Raw genomic sequence first — 16,224 nt, 5'->3', positions numbered from 1 at the left:
ACTGACGGGAAACCCCCAAACCCTCCTTGATCCGGGCCGGGTAAGGCCCCGCCCCCCGAAGCCCCGACCGCACCCGGGGGCGGGTGGGCAGGCCCCGACCCGTCCCAGGGGGTCGAGGGGGCGATGGCGAGCCCGCGCCGGAAGCCCCCCCCCAGCCCCCTCAGCCCCCCTCCGGCCCCGGGCCCGTGGAGCCGCGTACCACCAGTTCCGGCTGGAAGACGTACTCCGTGCGCTGGACCGGGGTGCCGGCCACCGCTTCCAGGAGGGCGCCGACCGCCGCCGTGGCCATCGCGCGGACCGGCTGGCGGACCGTGGTCAGGGGCGGGTCCGTGAAGGCGATGAGCGGGGAGTCGTCGAAGCCGACCACCGAGACGTCCTGCGGGACCCGCAGCCCCCGTTCGCGGGCCGCGCGGATGACGCCGAGGGCCATCATGTCGCTCGCGCAGACCACCCCCGTACAGCCCCGGTCCAGCAGGGCGCCGCCCGCCGCGTGGCCGCCCTCGACCGTGAACAGGGTGCGCTGGACCAGCCCCTCGGCCGCCGCCCCCGGCACCGCCGCGAGGAAGCCCTGCTCCTTGCGGGCGGAGGGGACGTAGCGCGTCGGCCCGATCGCGAGGCCGATGCGGCGGTGGCCCAGCTCCTCCAGGTGCCGCACGGCCATGTCGGCGGCCGCCCGGTCGTCCGGGGAGACGAAGGGGGCGCTGATGGCCTCGTTGAAGCCGTTGATCAGGACGAACGGGACCCCGCGCGCCGCCAGCCGCTGGTAGCGCGCGGGGTCGGCCGACGCGTCCGCGTGCAGCCCGGACAGGAACACGATGCCGGTGACCCCGCGTTCCTCCAGCTGCTCCACCAGCTCGTCCTCGGTGGCCCCGCCCGGGGTCTGCGTGCAGAGCACCGGCGTGTAACCGTGCCCGGCCAGCGCCTGCTCTATGACCTGGGCGAACGCCGGGAAGATCGGGTTGGTCAGCTCGGGGATGAGCAGGCCCACCAGCCCGTTGCTGCGCCGTTTCAGCCGTACGGGCCGCTCGTAGCCGAGCAGGTCGAGCGCGGCCAGCACCCGGTGCCGGGTGCCGGCCGCCACGCCCGCCTTGCCGTTGAGCACACGGCTGACCGTCGCCTCGCTGACCTCGGCCTGCGCGGCGATGTCCGTCAGCCGGAGCGGGGAGGTCACCCCAGCCACCACACCGCGCTGTCGGCCGGGAGCAGGTCCGCGTCCCCGGCCGGGGCCGTGCTGGCGAGCAGCACCGTCCCGGGCGCGGGCATCCGTACGGGTTCGCCCGTGGTGTTGACGGTGCAGACGAAGCCGCCGCGCCGGAAGGCCAGCACCCCGGCGGGGGCGGGCAGCCACTCCACGGCGTCGCCCGCGCCCAGTTCCGGCCGCTCGCGGCGGATGCGCAGCGCCGTCCGGTAGAGCTCCAGCGTCGACGCCGGGTCGCCGGTCTGCGCCTCGACGCTCAGCCCCGCCCACGCGGCGGGCTGGGGCAGCCAGCTGCCGCCGTCGCCGAAGCCGTACGGGGCCTCGGCGCCCGACCACGGGATCGGTACGCGGCAGCCGTCGCGCAGGCCTTCCTGGCCGTTCTCCTTGAAGAAGGACGGGTCCTGGCGGACCTCGTCGGGCAGGTCGGTGACCTCGGGCAGGCCCAGTTCCTCGCCCTGGTAGACGTACGCCGACCCGGGCAGGGCCAGCATCAGCAGCGCCGCCGCCCGCGCGCGGGCGAGGCCCTGCTCCCCACCGCCGTAGCGGGTCACGTGCCGCACCACGTCGTGGTTGGACAGCACCCACGTGGTGGGGGCGCCGACGGGCCGCATCGCGTCGAGGGAGTCGTCGATGGCGGCGCGCAGCGCGTCCGCGTCCCAGCCGGTGTTCAGGTAGTGGAAGTTGAAGGCCTGGTGGAGCTCGTCGGGCCGCAGGTAGAGCGCGGTGCGCTCGGCGCTGGGGGTCCAGGCCTCGGCGACGCCTATGCGGTCCCCGGCGTATTCGTCGAGGACGGTCCGCCAGGAGCGGTAGATCTCGTGGACGCCGTCCTGGTCGAAGAAGGGCAGGACCTGGTTGCCGAGCAGCTTGAGCTGTTCGTTGCGGCCGAGGTCGGGCAGGCCGGGGGCCTTGACGAGGCCGTGGGCGACGTCGATGCGGAAGCCGTCGGTGCCGAGGTCGAGCCAGAACCGCAGGATGGAGCGGAACTCGTCCTGGACGGCCGGGTGTTCCCAGTTGAAGTCGGGCTGTTCCGAGGCGAAGAGGTGCAGGTACCACTCGCCGTCGGCGACGCGGGTCCAGGAGGGTCCGCCGAAGAGGGATTCCCAGTCGTTGGGCGGCAGCTCGCCGTTCTCGCCCTGGCCGGGGCGGAAGTGGAAGCGTTCGCGCAGCGGGCTGCCGGGGCCTTCACGGAGGGCCTGCTTGAACCATTCGTGCTGGTCGGAGCAGTGGTTGGGGACGAGGTCGACGATGATGCGCAGCCCGAGCGCGTGGGCCTCGCGGATCACGGCGTCCGCGTCGTGCAGGCTGCCGAACATGGGGTCGATGGCCCGGTAGTCGGCGACGTCGTAGCCGGCGTCGGCCTGCGGGGAGGCGTAGAAGGGGCTCAGCCAGACGGCGTCGACGCCGAGTTCCTTGAGGTAGGGCAGGCGGGTGCGGATGCCTTCGAGGTCCCCCATGCCGTCCCCGTTGGAGTCGGCGAAGCTGCGCGGATAGACCTGGTAGATCACCGCTTCTCTCCACCAGCCGGGCAGGGTGCCGCTGGAGGTGGAGAGCGTTTCGGCGAGGTGCTGGGTCATGTCGTCCTTGGAGAGATCGGGCCGGTGATGCGGGGGCGGGCGCGGGTGGTCAGCCCTTGGTGGCGCCCGCTGTCATCCCGGCGACGAGGTGACGCTGGGCGAAGAGGAAGAAGATCGCCGCCGGGATGGCGATGAGTACGGAGGCCGCGCTCATGGCACCCCAGTTGGAGGTGTACTGGGTGACGAAGGTCTGGAGTCCGCCGGCGAGGGTGAGGTTCTCGTCGCCGACCATGAAGGCGGAGGCGTAGGCGACCTCGCCCCAGGCCGTGATGAAGGCGTAGAAGCCGGTGACGGCGAGGCCGGGCTTGGCGAGCGGCAGGATCAGGCGCCAGAAGGTGCCGAAGGGGTTGAGTCCGTCGACCCGGCCGGATTCGTCGATCTCGACCGGGATGGTGTCGAAGAAGCCCTTCATCATCCACGCGCAGAACGGCACGGCGATGGTGAGGTAGGTGATGATCAGGCCGAGGGGCTGGTTGAGCAGCCCGAGGTCGCCCATGAGGTTGTAGAGCGGGACGATGAGGATGGCCATCGGGAACATCTGCGTGATGAGCAGCGTCCACATCAGGGGCTTCATGCCCGGGAACTTGAAGCGGCTGACGGCGTATCCGGTGGTGGCGGCGATGAACACGCCGAGGACGGTGGTGACGCCGGCGACCAGGACGGAGTTGCCGAACCAGGCCAGGAAGTGGCTGTCCTCCAGCAGGTAGCGGTAGTTGCCGAGGTTGGGTTCCTTCACGAAGTCCGTGGTGATCGCGTACTTCGCGGGCTTGAGCGAGGTCAGCAGGATCCACAGCACCGGGAACACGGCCACGACGGACGCGACGAGGAGCGTGGCGTGCAGGCCGACGGAGGCGAGCGGGGAGCGGCTGCCGCGGGCACGGGCGGTCTTGCCGCGGGCACCCTCGTCGCGGGCGGTCTTCTCGCGGGCGGTCTGGTCGGCGGTGGTCACGGTCACCACACCTCTCCCTGCTTGCGCAGCGAGCGCCGGTAGACCAGCGCGAAGATCATGAGCAGGGCGAGGATGAGGACGCCCCAGGTCGCGGAGCCGGCGAAGTCGCGGGGGCTCGCGATGAAGGCCTCGCGGAAGGCCTGGGTCACCAGGATCTCGGTGGAGTCGCCGGGACCGCCCCGCGTCAGCAGGAAGATCACCGGGAACATGTTGAAGGTCCAGATGGTGGAGAGCAGGATCACGGTCATGCTGACGGCGCGCAGTCCGGGCAGGGTGATGTGCCGGAACCGCTGCCAGGGCCGGGCGCCGTCCATCTCGGCGGCCTCGTAGAGCTCGCCGGGGATGGACTGCAGGCCGCCGAGCAGGGCGACCATCATGAAGGGGACGCCGAGCCAGACGTTGACGGCGATGACGGAGAACTTGGCCCAGGTGGGGTCGTCGAGCCACGGCACGGCGGAGATGCCGCCGCCGTCGAGGACCTTGTTGAGGATGCCGTTGTCGCGGTTGAAGAGGAACCGCCAGGCGAAGACGGAGACGAAGCCGGGGACGGCCCAGGGCAGGATGAGGGCCATCCGGTAGGCGGCACGCCCCCGGAACTGCCGGTTGAGCATGGTGGCCAGGGCGAGGCCCAGGACGAAGGTGATGGAGACGCAGGCGACGGTCCACAGCACCGTCCACACCAGCCGCTGCCAGAAGACCGGGTCACCGAGCACGGCCGTGTAGTTGTCGAGCCCGACGAACTCGTACGTCGCCTCGATGTGGCGCACGCCGATGGTGCGGGAGACGTTGCGCTCGTTGGCGTCGGTGAGCGACAGGTAGACGCCCCGGACGAGCGGCCACCCGATGATCACGCCGAGGACGAGCACCACCGGGGCGACCATGGCCCAGGCGTACCAGTGCGTGGCGAGGGCGCGGCCGAGGCCGCGGCCGGGCCGGGGATTTCCGTTGGCAGTCGCGCGGCTGGGGCCGCGGGCGGCGCCGGAGTTCTCCCCGGCGTCCGCGCCCGCGGCCTTCGCCACCGACTGGCTGGTGTCGGCAGCCATCGTCCTCGCTACTTCCAGCCCTTGAGGATCTTGCGGAACTCGACGCCGGCCGCCTTGGCCGCGTCCTCGGGGCTGGAGGCCCCGGTGACCGCCTTGGTGTACTCGACCTTCAGCGGCTCGAAGAGGGAGCCGTTCTCCGGGATCCAGGCGCGCTCGACGGCCTTGTCCACGGCGGGCTTGAAGAACTGGACCATCTCGCTGGCCTTGACGTCGGGCTGCTCGTAGGCGGCCGTGCGCGTCGGGAGCAGGCTGAGCTCCTTGGCGGACTGCACCTGGACCTCCTGCGAGGTCATGTACTCGACGAAGGCGTGCGCGGCGGCGGTGTTCTTCGACCCGGCGTAGACGGCGAGGTCGTGGCCGCCCTGCGGGGCGCCGGCCTTGGCGGAGCCCGCGGGGACGGGGGCGACGCCGAGGTTGGCCTTGTCCTTGAACTGGTCGCCCGCGTAGCTGTCGGCGACGGCCCAGGGGCCGTTGATCATCATGGCGACCTCCCCGGACTTGAAGGCGGTCTGCATGTTGGTCCAGCCGTCGGTGGCGTTGGTGACCGCCGCGCCCGAGGTGACCAGGTCGCGGGCGGCCTTGAAGGCCTTGACGCCCGCGGCGTTGTCGACGGTGACCGTCTTGGACTTGGCGTCGACCAGGTCGCCGCCCTCGCCGTAGATGAAGGGCAGGAACCAGTAGGAGTCGTCGCCGCGCAGGTAGAGGCCGGTCTTGCCGGTCTTGGCCTTGATCGCGGCGGCGGCGGTCTTCAGCTCCTCCAGGGTCTTGGGGGGCTGGACGCCGGCGTCGGCGAGCATCTTCTTGTTGTAGAAGAGGCCGAGGGTGTCGATGACCTGCGGGACGGCGTAGGTCTTGCCCTCGTACTTGCCGCTGGCGGCGGCCTGCGACAGGAACTCGGCGTCGACCTTCTTCGCGGTGTCGGCCGGGACCTCGTCGAGGTAGCCGAGCGAGGCGAAGTCGGCGACCCAGCCGACGTCGGCGCGGATCACGTCAGGGGCTTCGGAGCCGCTGCTGAAGGCGTTCTTGACCTTGTTCTGGGCGTCGCCGTAGGGCACGTTGACGTACTTGACGGTCACCTTGGGGTGCTTCGCCGTGAAGGCTTCGGCGATCTTCTGGAAGCTCGCCTTCTCGGCGTCGTTCGAGGTGTCCCACCAGGTGACCGTGCCGGAGAGCTCGCCGCCGGCCTTCGTGTCGCCACCGTCGCCCTTGGTGTCACCGCCGCAAGCCGTCGCCGCGAGCGCCAGGGTCGCGACCAGCGCGGTGGCCGCTATGCCACGCCGCATATGAACTCCTTCGATGATCCCGGCCGCGCCCTCGCGGTCCCGAGTTGCCGAGAACGTAACAAGCCTGAAAGCCGACCGAAAGACCTTGCGGCAAATTTCTGCAAGACGAGCTGATCGTTACATCCGTGTGTCCCTACGGTTGCCGCAGCTTGCTGTTAGTTCGAACCCGCTTCGATTCCACGGGCCCGCAACCAGGGGGTGTGTACCCGCGTTGACCCCGATATGACCCATGAGCTGACGGCCCTCCCGCTTGCAAGCGCTTCCAGCAACCCGACCGCGAGCCGCGGCTGGTGGCGCGATGCCGTCATCTATCAGGTGTACGTACGGTCCTTCGCCGACAGCGACGGCGACGGCGTCGGAGACCTGCGCGGGGTGCGCGAGCGGCTCCCCCACCTGGCCCGGCTCGGCGTCGACGCCGTGTGGCTGACCCCCTTCTACGTCTCCCCGCAGGCGGACGGCGGCTACGACGTCGCCGACTACCGGGCCGTCGACCCCCTCTTCGGGGACCTCGCCGCCGCCGACGACCTCGTACGGGCCGCGCACGAGCTGGGCCTGCGGGTCATCGTCGACGTGGTCCCGAACCACACCTCCGAGCGCCACCCCTGGTTCCTGGACGCCCTCGCCGACGAGCCGGGCGCCCGCGCCCGCTACCTCTTCCGCCCCGGCCGGGGCGCCGACGGCGCGCTGCCGCCCAACGACTGGGAGTCGGTCTTCGGGGGCCCCGCCTGGACCCGCGTCCCGGACGGCTCCTGGTACCTGCACCTGTTCGCCCCCGAGCAGCCGGACCTCGACTGGGAGCACCCCGAGGTGGCGGCGGAGTTCTCCTCCGTCCTGCGGTTCTGGCTCGACCTGGGCGTGGACGGTTTCCGCGTCGACGTCGCCCACGGCATGGTCAAGGCCCCCGGCCTGCCCGACATCGGCCGCGGCGCCCAGGCGACCCTGATCGGCACCGAGGCCCTCCCCTTCTTCGACCAGGACGGCGTCCACGCCATCCACCGCTCCTGGCGCCGCCTGCTCGACTCCTACGGGGGCCAGCGGATCGGCGTCGCCGAGGCCTGGGCACCCACCTCCGAGCGGCTCGCCCTGTACGTCCGCCCCGACGAGCTGCACCAGGCCTTCAACTTCCGCTTCCTCAACTGCCCCTGGGACCCGGAGCGGATGCGCACCGTCATCGACGAGTCCCTCGCCGCCACCGCCTCGGTCGGGGCGCCGACGACGTGGGTGCTGTCCAACCACGACGTGGTGCGGCACGTGACCCGTTACGGCGGCGGCGCCCGGGGCCTCGCGCGGGCGCGGGCGGCGGCGCTGCTGATGCTGGCCCTGCCCGGGTCGGCGTACGTCTACCAGGGCGAGGAGCTGGGCCTGCCCGAGGTCACCGACCTGCCCGACGAGGTCCGCCGGGACCCGGCCTTCCACCGCTCCGCCGGGCAGGAGGGTCTGCGCGACGGCTGCCGGATCCCGCTGCCCTGGTCCGGGCCGTGTCCGCCGTACGACTTCGGGCCCGGCGGCAGCTGGCTCCCGCAGCCGGCGGACTGGGCGGGGCTGAGCGTGGCCGCGCAGACCGGCGACCCGCACTCCACGCTGGAGCTGTACCGGGCCGCGCTGGAGCTGCGCCGGGCCCTGCCCGGCCTCGGCTCCCCGGACGCGGGCCCCCTGACCTGGCTCCCTTCCCCCGCGGGCGTCCTCCTCTTCACCCGCCCCGGCTTCGCCTGCACCCTCAACACCCGCCCGACCGCACTGGAGGTCCCCTCCCCCGGCCGGCCCGTCCTCTCCAGCTCACCGGTGGAGACGGACGGCCGCACGGTTCTGCTCCCGACGGATTCCTGCACGTGGTGGGCGTTGTGAGCCGGGGACCGGTACAGTCCAATCCCGTGACCGCACGGCTAGCCGACATCGCAGCCCAGGCGGGGGTCAGCGAAGCCACAGTCAGCCGCGTGCTCAACGGCAAGCCCGGTGTGGCCGCAGGCACCCGCGAGTCCGTGCTGGCCGCGCTCGACGTGCTCGGCTACGAGCGGCCCGTGCGGCTGCGCCAGCGCAGCGCGGGTCTGGTCGGGCTGATAACCCCCGAGCTGGACAACCCCATCTTCCCGGCGCTCGCGCAGGTCATCGGACAGGCGCTGACCCGGCAGGGGTACACGCCGGTGCTGGCCACGCAGACGCCCGGCGGGTCCACCGAGGACGAACTGACCGAGATGCTGGTGGACCGCGGGGTCTCCGGCATCATCTTCGTCTCCGGGCTGCACGCCGACACCACCGCCGACATGGGCCGCTACGACCAACTCCGCGGCCAGGGCGTCCCGTACGTCCTCATCAACGGCTTCTCCGACAAGGTGCAGGCGCCCTTCGTCTCCCCCGACGACCGGGCGGCGATGCAGCTCGCCGTGACCCACCTGACCGCGCTGGGGCACACCCGGATCGGCCTGGCCGTCGGGCCCAAGCGGTTCGTGCCGGTGCTGCGCAAGATCGAGGGCTTCCGGCTCGGGATGCGGGAACGGCTCGGGCTCGACGATTCCGAGGTCGAGGAGCTGATCCAGCACTCCCTGTACAGCCTGGAGGGCGGGCAGGCCGCCGCGTCCGCGCTCATCGCGCGGGGCTGCACGGCCGTCGTCTGCGCGAGCGACATGATGGCGCTCGGGGCGATCCGGGCCGCCCGGCAGCAGGGCCTCGCGGTCCCGCGGGACGTGTCGGTGGTCGGCTTCGACGACTCCCCCCTCATAGCGTTCACGGATCCGCCGCTGACCACGATCCGCCAGCCCGTGCTGGCCATGGGACAGGCCGCCGTGCGCACGCTGCTGGAGGAGATCGGCGGTACGCCGGCCCCGCACAGCGAGTTCGTCTTCCTCCCGGAACTGGTGGTCCGCGGTTCCACGGCCTCCGGGCCGGGGCAGCGCCGCAGGCCCTAGGGGGCCCCGGGTCCGCGGGTAGTCCGCAGGGCTGAGCGCGGGCGCCGAAGACCGTCCGGAGGGATGATCGGAGGCGAGAAGGCATCTGGCAGACTCTCTCCCCATGGGTGAAGCGAGCGTGAAGACACTGGAAACCCGGACGGACGTCTCGTCGCCCATCGTGAGCGAGGGCGAGGTCCGCCGGGAGTCCGAGCGCACCCTCCTCGCACGGCTGCGCCTGCCGCGCCGGCCGCGCATCTGGTTCGAGGTCCTGCTGATCGCGGTCAGCTACTGGACCTACTCGCTGATCCGCAACGCCGTACCGGAGCAGAAGGCCGCCGCCCTCGCGAACGCCGACTGGATCTGGAGCGTCGAGCGCGGTCTGGGGATCGCCGTCGAGCATTCGATCAACCACGGGGTGAACTCCGTGACGTGGCTGATCGTGGGGATGAACTACTACTACGCCACGCTGCACTTCGTCGTGACCATCGGCGTGCTGGTGTGGATCTACCGCTTCCATCCCGGCCGTTACGCGGCCACCCGGCTCGTGCTGTTCGCCACCACGGGCGTCGCCCTGGTCGGCTACTACTTCTACCCGCTCGCGCCGCCCCGGCTGATGAACGGGGAGCGGTTCGTGGACACCGTGCTGGTCCACCACACCTGGGGTTCGATGGCCTCGGGCAACCTCAAGCACATGTCCAACCAGTACGCCGCGATGCCGTCCATGCACATAGGGTGGTCGCTCTGGTGCGGGCTGACGATCTTCGCGGTCGCGTCCGCGCCGTGGGCCCGGATCCTGGGCCTGCTGTACCCGGCCGCGACCCTCGTCGTCATCGTGGCCACCGCCAACCACTTCTGGCTCGACGCCGTCGGCGGGATGACGTGCCTGGCCTTCGGGTTCGCCGTCACCCGGATCTGGTACGGCTCGCTGCCGCACCGGCTGCCGCGCCAGCCGGTGCACACCGGCCCGCACCCCGCGTCGGCGGCACTGCTGAACCGCTTCCGCCGCTAGGGGGTGTCGGCTCCGGGCTCCCCGTGGGTGATCCGGCCGCCCGACACCGTCAGCCGGATCGGGGCCTCGGCCAGCTCGTCCGGGCCCGCCGTGACCGGGTCGACGGTGAAGGCCGTCAGGTCCGCGCGCAGACCGGGCGCGATCCTTCCCGCCACCGCCTGCTCTCCGGCCGCGAGCGCCGCGTGCGAGGTCATCCCCTCCAGAGCCATCAGCCCGGTCAGGGCCCGTCCGTGGGAAGCCGCGCCGCGGGGGCGCAGGGCCGTGGCGAGGACCTGCCGGGCGTCGTGGTGGGCGATGGGCCAGTCCGAGCCGAGGGCCAGGACGGCTCCCGCGTCGCGCAGGTCCCGGCAGCGCCAGGCCCGTCCGGCGCGTTCGTCACCGAGCCGCTTCGACCACTCGTCGGTGTGGTCGGCCCGGGTGTAGGCGGTGTGCGGGGGCTGCATGGAGGCGATCACCCCGATCCCGGCGAACCGCTCCAGCTGGTCGTCGGGGACCGTCTCGATGTGTTCGATCCGGTGCCGCATGCGCGCCCGGGGCCCCAGGGCGGCGACCGTGTCCAGGACGTGGCGGACGGCCGCGTCGCCGATGGCGTGGGTGGCGGTGCCCACCCCGGCCGCGTCGAGGACCCGTACGGCCCGGGAGTAGGCGTCGGGGTCGGGCCAGAAGGCCTCGGTGCCCTGCCCGTGGCAGTCGGCGTGCCCGAGCCAGGCGGTGCCGCCCTCGACGGTGCCGTCCATGAAGAGCTTGACCCCGCCGACCTGCCAGTGGCGTCCGCCCCGGCCCTGGAGGGCGATCAGTTCCGCGAGGGCGTCCCCGTCCGCCCCCGGCATGCACCAGGGGGCCAGGCGCAGCCGCAGCGGGAGGTGGCCCTCGTACTCGACGGTGGCGAGCAGGGCGGGTACGTCCCCGTCGCCGAGGTCCATGACGTGGGCGCCGGTGAGGCCGGTGGCGGCCATGTCGCGGAGCAGTGCGAGGAGGCGGGCGCGGCGCTCGGCGGACCGGGGTGTGGGGGCGAGGGCTCCGACGAGGGACATCGCGGCGTGCTCGACGAGGTGTCCGGTGGGTGCTCCGCCGGCGTCGCAGACGATCTCGGAGCGCTGGGCGAAGGCGCGGGGGCCGGTGATCCCCGCGGCGGCGAGGGCCGGGCCGTTGGCGAGGGCGGAGTGGCCGTCGTAGAGGCGCAGGAAGGCGGGGGCTCCGCCGAGGGAGTCCTCGATCAGGTCCCGGTGGACGGGGCGGCCGCCGAAGGCGTTGTGGTCGAGGCCCCAGCCGAGGACCCAGCCGCCGGTGCGGGGGGCCGCGCGCAGGGCCGCGCGGAGCTGGTCGAGGTCCCGGACGGCGGTGAGGTCGGCACCGGTGGACATCTCGATGCCCCAGACGGGGTGGCTGTGGGCGTCGGTGAGGCCGGGGGTGAGGGTGGCGCCGCCGAGGTCGATGACCCGGGTGCCGGGTCCTCGCCAGTCGCGTACGTCGCTCCCGTCGCCGACGGCGAGGACGTGTCCGCCGCCGAGGGCTACCGCGCCGGCCTCGGGGCGGGCGGGGTCGAGGGTGCGGACGCGGGCTCCGGTGAGGACGGTGTCGGCAGTGGGCACGGCTCTGCTCCTTCAGGGGGTTCGGGTGGGGAAGACGGCCGGGACGAAGGCCACGAGGACGATGCCGACGGCGGGGGCGAGGCCGTCGGGCCGGGACCCGGCGGTCGGAGTAACCCCGGGTGCGCGCCCCGGGCGGGGCCGTGAGCCTGGGGCCATGAGCACGCACAGGGTGGTGGTCCAGGCGCCGGACCAACGCGGTCTGCGCGCGGTGACCGTCGACGGCGGGCCGGCGGGCAGCGCCTGGTCGCGACGCGATCTGCGCAGACAGCTGTGCCGCGCGGGGCTGCCGCCCGGCATGGACCTGGAGGACCGGGCCTCGGTCACCTGGCGCGGGGCGGACGGCACCGTCTGGCCCGACCGCACGGGACGCCGGCGCGCCACGATCGCGCTCCTGACGGCCGGGCTGCTCGTCTCGGCCCTCCTGCTCGCCGACATCGGCATGGTGGACGCGCTGGGGGCACTGACCTTCTCGGGGCGTCTGACCGGGATGCTCCTCGTGCTCTCCGGAGCGCTCCAGGTGGTCGCGGCGGCCGCGGTGTGCGACTTCTGGGGGAAACGGACGCTGCGGTACTCGGGCGCCCTCGTGCTGGTGGGCGTACTCATCGCGGTGGCGACGCAGGCGCTGCTGCTGGCCGTCTGGTTCCAGGAGCGGGAGTGGACGCCGTACCTGCCGGTGTTCCTCGCGCTGTCGCTCTGGGCGGTCTGGGCGGCGTGGACGGTCTGGCGGGCGCGGACATGGAAGGGGATCCCCTATCCCAGGAGCTTCACGGCGGGTGTGGCGGCGACGGCCCTGCTGGCTTCGGCCAACTTCGCCTACTCGGCCCTGTACCAGCCGCACGCCGCGCTCTTCCACTTCAAGGTCCAGGCGACGTTCGGAACACCGAAGCGGGATCCGAACCGTCCCGTCGTCTACCTTCCGGTGAAGCTCCACGTGGCGAACGACGGGGCCGTTCCGGCCTACATCCTCAACAGCGGCTACCAGGTGTACGGCCGGGAATCCGTGTTCGACGGGAAGAAGACCGCGGTGGAGCAGAAGAAATGGCGTGCCGACACGGAGGGCCGGGCGGACCTGGAGCTCCACGTGCAGCCCACCGGGTACCAGGTGATCAACAGCGGCCTGGTCGTACCGGTGGACTCCTGGGCTGCGCCGGGAGCCGACTACACCACGGAGCGAGTGGTCCAGATCCCCACGGGCGCACCGTACGACCTCGTCATGGCCACCGTGACGGTCATCTTCATGAGGGGGGACCGCGGAAAGGTCAACGACGAACTCAGATATCCGGTCTTCTCCTGGCAGCAGAAGACGGACAGGTTCTTCGACTGCGCCGCCGTCAGATGCCTCGACTACGTCATGTACCACGCGAGGGTGCGCCACAACAACAACATCATCAACGTGACGCGCAGGCCCCGGTACGTCAATACGTACCGGTCGTTCGGCGCGCCGAACAGCGGCATCTACGTTCTGATCTCCCCGCGCGATTCCAAGGGTCACGTATCGGCCGACGCCGAGTCCTCGGAGAGGTACGGCGTCGACCAGTACGACTCCGCGGTCACCGAGATCCCCTTCGCCACGCTGCTGGACCCCGCCCGCTCCCAGGCTCCGTAGGATGGCGCCTACGCCCCGTAGAAGAGCTCGTCCACCACCGCGCGGGCGCGCCGCGTGATGCGGCGGTAGTCGTCGAGCATCTCGCCGACCCTGCCCTCCGGGTAGCCGAGGTAGCGGCCGACCGCCGCCAGTTCGCGGGCGTCGGCGGGAAAGGTGTCCCCGGCCCGGCCGCGGACCAGCATGACGGCGTTGCGGACCCGGGTGGCGAGCACCCAGGCCTCGTCGAGCACCTGCGCCTCCTCGGTCGGGATCAGCCCGGCGGCGTGGGCGGCGGCCAGGGCCTGGCGGGTGCGGGTGGTGCGCAGGCCAGGTTCGGCCCAGGCGTGACGCATCTGGATCAGCTGGACGGTCCACTCGACGTCGCTGAGGCCGCCGCGGCCGAGTTTGGTGTGCAGGGTCGGGTCGGCGCCGCGCGGCAGCCGTTCCGATTCCATCCGGGCCTTGAGCCGGCGGATCTCGCGCACGGCGTCCTCGCCGAGGCCCTCGACGGGGTAGCGCAGGGGATCGATCAGCTCGATGAAGCGGCGGCCGAGGTCGTCGTCGCCCGCGACCGGCTCGGCGCGCAGCAGGGCCTGGCTCTCCCAGGTCAGGGACCAGCGGCGGTAGTAGGCCGCGTACGAGGACAGGGTGCGCACGAGGGGGCCCGAGCGGCCCTCGGGGCGCAGGTCGGCGTCGATGAGCAGCGGCGGGTCCGCGGTGGGGAGCTGCAGGAGGCGGCGCATCTCGGCGATGACGGTCTGGGCGGCCTTGGCGGCTTCCTGTTCGTCGACGCCCTCGCGGGGTTCGTGGACGAACAGGACGTCGGCGTCGGAGCCGTAGCCGAGTTCGTGTCCGCCGAAGCGGCCGACGCCGATGACGGCGAAGCGGGTGGGGAGGGTCTCGCCCCAGTGGTCGCGGACGGCGGCGCGCAGTGCGCCGGCGACGGTGGCGGCGGTGAGGTCGGAGACGGCGCCGCCGACCCGGTCGACGAGGGCTCCGGGGTCCTCCTCGGCGGGGCTGTCCTCGGTGCCGTAGGAGGCGATGATGTCGGCGGCGGTGGTGCGGAAGAGCTCGCGGCGGCGGACCCCGCGGGCGGCGGTGACGGCGGCCTCGCCGCTTTCGGCGCGGCCGACGGCGGCGAGCACCTCCTGTTCGAGGGCCTCGTGGGTCCGCGGTTCCAGGCCTCCGGCGTCGCCGAGCAGGGCGACGGCCTCGGGGGCCCGCATGAGGAGGTCGGGGGCGAGGCGTCCGGCGGACAGTACGCGGGCCAGGTTCTCGGCGGCGGCGCCCTCGTCGCGCAGCAGGCGCAGGTACCAGGGGGTCTTGCCCAGGGCGTCGGAGACCTTGCGGAAGTTGAGCAGCCCGGCGTCCGGGTCGGCGGAGTCGGCGAACCAGCCGAGCATGACGGGCAGCAGGGTGCGCTGGATCGCGGCCTTGCGGCTGACGCCGGAGGCGAGGGCTTCGAGGTGGCGCAGGGCGGAGGCCGGGTCGGCGTAGCCGAGGGCTTCGAGGCGCTGTCCGGCGGCGCGGGGGGAGAGCCTGGTCTCGCCGGGGGCGAGCTGGGCGACGGCGTCGAGCAGGGGCCGGTAGAAGAGCTTCTCGTGGAGGCGGCGCACGGCGGAGGCGTGCCGGCGCCAGGCCTTGTTGAGTTCGGCGACGGGTTCGGTGCGCAGGCCGAGGGAGCGGCCGAGGCGGCGCAGGTCGGCCTCGTCCTCGGGGACGAGGTGGGTGCGGCGCAGCCGGTAGAGCTGGATGCGGTGTTCCATGGAGCGCAGGAAGCGGTACGCGTCGTTGAGCTGGGCGGCGTCGGCGCGGCCGACGTAGCCGCCGGCGGCCAGGGCGTGGAGGGCGTCGAGGGTGCTGCCGGAGTGCAGGGTGGCGTCGCTGCGGCCGTGCACGAGCTGGAGCAGCTGGACGGCGAACTCGACGTCGCGCAGCCCGCCGGGGCCGAGTTTGAGCTCCCGGTCGATCTGGGCGGCCGGGATGTTGTCGACGACGCGGCGGCGCATCTTCTGGACGTCGGCGACGAAGTTCTCGCGTTCGGCGGCCTGCCAGACCAGGGGCGTTATGGCCGCGATGTACTCGGCGCCGAGCGCCTCGTCGCCGGCGACGGCGCGGGCCTTGAGCAGGGCCTGGAACTCCCAGGTCTTGGCCCAGCGCTGGTAGTAGGCCAGGTGTGAGGAGAGGGTGCGGACCAGGGGGCCGTTGCGGCCCTCGGGGCGGAGGTTGGCGTCGACGGGCCAGATGGTGCCCTCGACGGTGGTCTCGGAGCAGATCCGCATGAGGTGGGAGGCGAGGCGGGTGGCGGCCTGGATGCCCTTGCCCTCGTCGGTGCCGTTGGCGGCTTCGCCGACGAAGATCACGTCGACGTCGGAGACGTAGTTGAGTTCGTTGCCGCCGCACTTGCCCATGGCGATGACGGCGAGCCGGCACTGGCGCGCGTCCTCGGGGGCGGCGGCGCCGGCGATGCGCAGGGCGGCGCGGAGGGTGGCGGTGGCGAGGTCGGCGAGTTCGGCGGCGGCCTGGGCGACGTCGGTGGTGCCGCAGACGTCGCGGGCGGCGATGGACAGGAGGCAGCGGCGGTAGGCGACGCGCAGCGCGACGGGGTCGTGGGCGTCGGCGAGGCCCTGCTCGAACTCGGCGAGGCCGGGGTGCAGGTCGGCGGCCTCGTAGGTGACCAGGGCCTGCCAGTCGCGGGGGTGGCGGGCGAGGTGGTCGGCGAGGGCCTCGGAGGCGCCGAGGACGCCGAGGAGGCGGTCGCGCAGGGGTTTGGCGCTGACCAGGGTGTCGAGGAGCACGGGCAGCTGCTCGGCCGGCTGGGCCTCGGCGAGCCGGACGAGGCCGAGGAGGGCGAGGTCGGGGTCGGCGGTGGCGCCGAGGGCGTCGAGGAGCACCGGGTCGGTGCGTACGGCGGCCAGCGCGTCGGCGTCGAGGAGCCGGGCCGCGGCGGACGGGTCGGTGAACCCGCTGCGCAGCAGTCGGATGAAGGTGCTGCTCCTGCGTCCCGGGACTGTCATCCCGCCGCCTCCCGAGTGCGTCGCCGCCGGTGGTCGGCCGGCGCTGCCGGTGGTGGTGGCCGGCCTGGGGCGAGCCTAGCCGGAGCAGG

11 protein-coding genes are annotated in these 16,224 nt (G+C 72.6%); 4 read left to right on the top strand and 7 right to left on the bottom strand.

Going from position 1 to position 16,224, the window contains the following annotated elements:
- Nucleotides 1-160: 160 nt before the first annotated feature.
- Genes OG295_RS24415 through OG295_RS24395 form a run of 5 tightly spaced genes read right to left on the bottom strand, consistent with a single transcriptional unit; the run spans nucleotide 161 to nucleotide 6,047 of the window.
- Nucleotides 161-1,180, bottom strand: coding sequence for a LacI family DNA-binding transcriptional regulator (locus tag OG295_RS24415; protein ID WP_371678806.1), 1,020 nt, complete (start codon nucleotides 1,178-1,180; stop codon nucleotides 161-163).
- Nucleotides 1,168-2,772 carry a glycoside hydrolase family 13 protein gene (locus tag OG295_RS24410; protein ID WP_371678805.1) on the bottom strand — a complete coding sequence of 535 codons (1,605 nt, stop codon included), beginning with the start codon at nucleotides 2,770-2,772 and terminating at the stop codon, nucleotides 1,168-1,170. The genes OG295_RS24415 and OG295_RS24410 overlap by 13 nt, the downstream gene beginning before the upstream one ends.
- A 49-nt stretch (nucleotides 2,773-2,821) precedes the next feature.
- Complete coding sequence (locus tag OG295_RS24405; protein ID WP_371678804.1) at nucleotides 2,822-3,727, bottom strand: sugar ABC transporter permease; 906 nt, start codon at nucleotides 3,725-3,727, stop codon at nucleotides 2,822-2,824.
- A complete protein-coding gene (locus tag OG295_RS24400; RefSeq protein ID WP_266838703.1) occupies nucleotides 3,724-4,764 on the bottom strand; it encodes a carbohydrate ABC transporter permease in 1,041 nt (346 codons plus the stop codon). The genes OG295_RS24405 and OG295_RS24400 overlap by 4 nt, the downstream gene beginning before the upstream one ends.
- 8 nt (nucleotides 4,765-4,772) lie before the next feature.
- Nucleotides 4,773-6,047, bottom strand: coding sequence for an extracellular solute-binding protein (locus OG295_RS24395; RefSeq protein ID WP_266838704.1), 1,275 nt, complete (start codon nucleotides 6,045-6,047; stop codon nucleotides 4,773-4,775).
- A gap of 222 nt (nucleotides 6,048-6,269) precedes the next feature.
- Here OG295_RS24395 and OG295_RS24390 point away from each other — a divergent pair, with 222 nt between their 5' ends.
- The 3 genes from OG295_RS24390 to OG295_RS24380 all read left to right on the top strand — a co-directional run bounded on the left by OG295_RS24390 (nucleotide 6,270) and on the right by OG295_RS24380 (nucleotide 9,941).
- On the top strand, nucleotides 6,270-7,892 hold the full coding sequence (locus OG295_RS24390; protein ID WP_371678803.1) for a glycoside hydrolase family 13 protein: 1,623 nt from the start codon (nucleotides 6,270-6,272) through the stop codon (nucleotides 7,890-7,892).
- Nucleotides 7,893-7,918: 26 nt separating this feature from the next.
- Nucleotides 7,919-8,950 carry a LacI family DNA-binding transcriptional regulator gene (locus OG295_RS24385; protein WP_371678802.1) on the top strand — a complete coding sequence of 344 codons (1,032 nt, stop codon included), beginning with the start codon at nucleotides 7,919-7,921 and terminating at the stop codon, nucleotides 8,948-8,950.
- A gap of 103 nt (nucleotides 8,951-9,053) precedes the next feature.
- Nucleotides 9,054-9,941 carry a phosphatase PAP2 family protein gene (locus OG295_RS24380; RefSeq protein WP_371678801.1) on the top strand — a complete coding sequence of 296 codons (888 nt, stop codon included), beginning with the start codon at nucleotides 9,054-9,056 and terminating at the stop codon, nucleotides 9,939-9,941.
- On the opposite strand, the gene OG295_RS24375 is transcribed toward OG295_RS24380, so the two are convergent.
- Nucleotides 9,938-11,533: an amidohydrolase gene (locus tag OG295_RS24375; RefSeq protein ID WP_371678800.1), complete on the bottom strand. Its 1,596-nt coding sequence runs from the start codon at nucleotides 11,531-11,533 to the stop codon at nucleotides 9,938-9,940. The two genes, OG295_RS24380 and OG295_RS24375, sit on opposite strands and share 4 nt — an antisense overlap.
- Nucleotides 11,534-11,687: 154 nt before the next feature.
- Here OG295_RS24375 and OG295_RS24370 point away from each other — a divergent pair, with 154 nt between their 5' ends.
- On the top strand, nucleotides 11,688-13,139 hold the full coding sequence (locus OG295_RS24370; RefSeq protein WP_371678799.1) for a hypothetical protein: 1,452 nt from the start codon (nucleotides 11,688-11,690) through the stop codon (nucleotides 13,137-13,139).
- Between the two features lie 8 nt (nucleotides 13,140-13,147).
- Here OG295_RS24370 and OG295_RS24365 read toward each other — a convergent pair whose 3' ends face one another.
- Nucleotides 13,148-16,135: a bifunctional [glutamine synthetase] adenylyltransferase/[glutamine synthetase]-adenylyl-L-tyrosine phosphorylase gene (locus tag OG295_RS24365; protein WP_371678798.1), complete on the bottom strand. Its 2,988-nt coding sequence runs from the start codon at nucleotides 16,133-16,135 to the stop codon at nucleotides 13,148-13,150.
- Nucleotides 16,136-16,224: the final 89 nt, after the last annotated feature.

This window comes from Streptomyces sp. NBC_01276 (genome assembly GCF_041435355.1).
Classification (GTDB): Bacteria; Actinomycetota; Actinomycetes; order Streptomycetales; family Streptomycetaceae; genus Streptomyces.
Note: the sequence above shows the minus strand (reverse complement) of the source record. Positions and strands in the feature narration are given on the sequence as shown.